Below are 4,569 nucleotides of genomic sequence, written 5' to 3'. Positions count from 1 at the left end.
TTTAAATGTGGCTGATCCAAATTGAAGAACAATATACTTATGAAAAATAGCATGATAACTCTCTCTAAATGTAGAGTTTGCCCAAATGATGGCAATGATTACAGATACAAATAATACAATACCCGATGCTGACTTATAAGTTAGGATATTATGCACCCTTTTTGATATTTTATCAATCGGTGAAACTATTTGGGGATCATACCATTTCATATGTCTATAATTGTATTTTAAAGGTCATATGCCAGCCTGACTTCTGGCAGGGAACTCACATATAGTCATTCCCTTAAGTGAGAAAACTTTTACTCATGTTCGTTTCATACATACTAAAATTGGACACCTTAATCAAAAACTATGCGATTATTTAAACTCTTCTTTGACTACTTCATATGCTTTCTTATGCTTACCATAATAATCAATCACACTCCAGCTTGGCCCTGGCCAGCAATCGTTCAGCTGCCAGAACAAACTCCCCATACAATGAGGTTGCTTGTTTATATGTGAATGAATAGCCATTTGTATTCCTTTGGCTTGCACTTCCTGGCTAAGGTTTACAATTTCTTCAAAGGACTTTGGTTCATGATAATACTGTCTGATGTGATCGAGTATCAAACCATTTCCGATATAACTTTTTTGCCTGTTTTTCATACAAACTGATGCAAGATATAAACTTGAATCTGATGCAAACTTATGAATAGTTTCCATTGATGGAAAAGACTGAAATCCATACTCTACCATAAAACGACCTACATTATTTTCAAAGTTCTCGAAAGGCTCTCGCCCATGCCATACTCCCCAGTAATGCATGCTGCTGTGGTTAAAATTTTCAACTGTTCCCCAATTACTAAGGGGTGATGTTGATGTATAAGGAATGTTTGAAGCAGATGATATTACCATCTTAGGAATAATATATTGAAAAAGGCGCTCATAATCCTTCCAAATTTGTGTTGAATCTTTAGCTGAATATGCATATTGTTTTTGCCATCCCCAATTGTTCCAAGCTACTTCAATTTCGTTGTTCCCACAAAATACAGCCAAACTAGGATGATTTTGCAACCTGATAACGTTTTCTTCAACTTCTAGAAAAACATTTTCAATAAAATCTTGATCACCAGGATAAAGGCTACCTGTAAACATAAAATCCTGCCAGACCAAAATGCCATTTTCATCGCACAAATCATAAAAGATATCATTCTCATATATTCCTCCACCCCAAACACGCAGCATATTCATGTTAGCATTCTTGACATCAGAAATCAACTTTATATATTGTTCGTCTTTTACTCTAGGTAAGAACATATCTTGTGGAATGTAATTAGCTCCCTTTGCAAAAACCGGTTTTCCGTTGAGTTTGAAATAGAAAGCTGTTCCAATGCTATCAGACTCATTTACTAGTTCTATTGTTCGTATTCCATATCGAATCTCTCTTGAATCAATGATTTTCTTTTTTTGAATCAAATCAACTCTTAACAATTCAAGATGAGGTTCTCCTAAACCATTACACCACCAAAGTTTTGGGTTCTTAATTCTAAAATATTCTCCATGTACAGATAGTTCAGAATTTACAGGTGAATAAATTATTGTATCATTAAATGCTAATTTGAATTTCAGATTTTCTATGTCTAACTTGTTTACGTCAACATCAATTCGGATACGTATTGTAGCATCATTTTCATTTATGGAAGAAGTATAAACCTCAACATCTGTTATTTGCACATTATTCCATGTATGAATTTTAATGTGTCGCCAAATACCACAGGTGACAAAACGAGGCCCCCAGTCCCAACCAAAATGGTATGCTGCTTTACGTGTAAATGGGCTAACTTTTACATCCACTTTTTCGCATCCTGAGGGATATTGATATGGATGATTCGCTACTTTTTCCTTGTTATAAGTTATAGGAGATATAAACAAAACCTTCAATTCATTATTACCACTTACTACATATGGTTTGATGTCTAAAGTCCAGCTTCTGAACAAATTATTCGTTTTCAAAACCAGAGAATCGTTTAGATAGATTTCGGCATAGGTATCTAATCCTTCAAATACGAGCTCCAAATGATCATTTTGTAATTGCTTTTTTGCGAGTTTTAATATCGATTTATACTCCCAATTCTCCTGCTCAATCCATTGCAGTTTTTGCTCGTTATTTTCCCAATATGGATCTTCAATTAATCCATTGTTTAATAAATCAGTATGAACAACTCCTGGGACAGTAGCAGGATACCAATTGTCAGTTCCTACTTGACGAAATTCCCATTGGAGGTCAAGTTCTTTTGTTTCATTAGGGATGTGATCCTTATAACAGGACAATAGAAATAGAGACAGAACAAAAAACTGGTAAAATTTCATAGAATCTATTTTTGTATTACTAGCACTTAGGTCAAAGTAACAAAAAATTAATTTCTTTGTGTGTCTTCTTTGACTTCGTGCATCTTCGTGTCCTAATTATCGAACAATAATTTCGTCAACAAACAACCAAGCATCTGAACCAGCAGCTTCGTGCCAGTCAGGTAATTTCTTAATATTCGTTGCTTTTAATCGAATGTATCTAGCTTCAATTTTATCAAATTCTAATTTGAAAACTTCAATAAACTTCCCTCTTTCCTCAGGTAGTTTCTGGCACCTTATTTCAGGCAAGGTTTTGAATGATTTTCCATCAACAGAATATTCAAACACAACTTTTTCGGGAAGAAATATCCATGCATTGTTGTACTGGTAAAAGTTAGATTGTATGCTTTTGACTGTTGTTAACTCACCAAGATCTACAACACACTCGACATCCGTTCCCCAGAATCCCTGCCAGTTACCATCTCTAAAAACTAAAGTGCCTGTTTTTCCATCGACAAGTGCATTCTCATCTCCAGCTCTATACCATTTATTGTAATCATATAAGTAACTAACCAATTTTCCTATGGCATTATGAAATTCAAAAGGTTGTGTTGTTGCTTCTCCATACTTTTCGCCATTTTTATAGGCCTGTAGTATAAATAGTCCAGATCGATCTAGTTTTATAGTAGAATCAAATGATTTAAAATCAGCATCTTTTACATCCCATTTATACTTCAATATCAGATGATCATTTCCTGCTTTTGGTTTTATTTCCACCAATCCATCCTGTAATAACATTTCAATACTAGCGGGAATAGTTTCTTCCCCATATTTAACATGCATCTTTTCCAGAACAGGATAATGGTATTGCACTCTATTGTAAAATTCATCAAAATCTCTTTGAGAAGGATAAGACCACAATACCTCACTCATGGCTAGCATTCTTGGAAACACTTTGCTGTCTAAATTGTCTTCATCAGGAATTCGCTCCGACCATAAATTGCATTCTCCGCCAATAATAAAATGGTGTTTGTTGGAATCAAGATCTGCAGGAATCGGATCAAAAGAATATACTTTTTTTAGATCAGTGGCCGACAAATCATAATCGAAATAGCAATGACTGGTGGGTGACATAATTACATCATGACCAGAATTTGCAGCTTCAATACCTCCTTCAATACCTCGCCAGCTTTGCACAGTTGCATTCTCAGCCAAACCACCTTCCAATATTTCATCCCATCCTATGAGTTTCTTGCCATTTGCATTTAGGAATTTTTCTATTCTACTTATGAAATAACTTTGAAGTTCATGCTCGTCTTCTAATCCTTCTTCCTTAATTCTATCTTGGCATTTTTTACAATTCTCCCATCGGTATTTAGGCGCTTCATCACCTCCAATGTGAATGTATTCTGATGGAAACAGCTCCATTACTTCGGTCAGCACATCTTCCAGGAAAGTAAATACACTATCGTTTCCTGCACAGTAAATTTCCTTAAACACGCCCCAATCATTTGCTACTTCAACCTGTTTTCCCGTACAAGATAAATGAGGATAAGCAGCAACAGCCGCTTGTGAATGTCCAGGCAATTCTATTTCTGGAATGATGGTAATATGTCGTTGTTCTGCATACTCAACTATTTCATGGATATCTTCCTTCGTATAAAAACCACCATACTTTCCACCATTCTCTTCTATTCGCCATGCACCAATCTCAGTCAACTTGGGATATTTATCTATTTCAATTCGCCAGCCCTGATCTTCAGTCAAGTGCCAATGCAATACATTCATTTTATAAAATGCAAGCAAATCGATATACTTTTTCACCACTTCTTTATCAAAGAAATGACGACAACAATCCAAAAGCATACCTCTGTGTTTGAATGTCGGTTCATCAACAATCTGCACACAGGGTAAATACCATGCTTTCTTTTTATCAGAACCAAAGAAATCATCAACAAATAATTGTCTGAGCGATTGTATCCCATGCATAATTCCTTTGTCAGAATTAGCATAAATCAGAATAGCTGATTCTTTCACCAATAATTCATAGGACTCATCGTTCTCATCGGCAGCATTATTAAACAGCCAAATATGACCTTTTTCAATTGGGGATAATTGTTCTGTAAACTTGATTTTTACTTTAAACTCTGATTTTGATTCCAAAAGCTCCTTCAGGTAATTTGATTCATTTTTAGCCTCCTTGTTAGCATAGATAATTGTGTTTCTATCAATTTTAAATAA

3 protein-coding genes are annotated in these 4,569 nt (G+C 35.0%); all 3 read right to left on the bottom strand.

Annotated features, from left to right (window positions below; genetic code table 11):
- Window positions 1-210 (bottom strand): sodium:proton antiporter (locus HOG71_16695; protein ID MBT5992488.1); only part of this gene is annotated, 210 nt, incomplete at its 3' end.
- A gap of 147 nt (window positions 211-357) precedes the next feature.
- A complete protein-coding gene (locus HOG71_16690; GenBank protein ID MBT5992487.1) occupies window positions 358-2,349 on the bottom strand; it encodes a glycoside hydrolase family 2 protein in 1,992 nt (663 codons plus the stop codon).
- 96 nt (window positions 2,350-2,445) lie between these two features.
- Window positions 2,446-4,569 (bottom strand): family 20 glycosylhydrolase (locus HOG71_16685; GenBank protein MBT5992486.1); only part of this gene is annotated, 2,124 nt, incomplete at its 5' end.

It is taken from the genome of Bacteroidota bacterium (genome assembly GCA_018698135.1).
In the GTDB taxonomy this organism is placed as follows: Bacteria; Bacteroidota; Bacteroidia; order CAILMK01; family JAAYUY01; genus JABINZ01.
This window is presented reverse-complemented; position numbering and strand designations above follow the sequence as displayed.

Excerpts from the sequence above, each read along its gene's own strand:
- HOG71_16690 (MBT5992487.1), bottom strand. The coding sequence starts at position 2,349 with ATGAAATTTTACCAGTTTTTTGTTCTGTCTCTATTTCTATTGTCCTGT.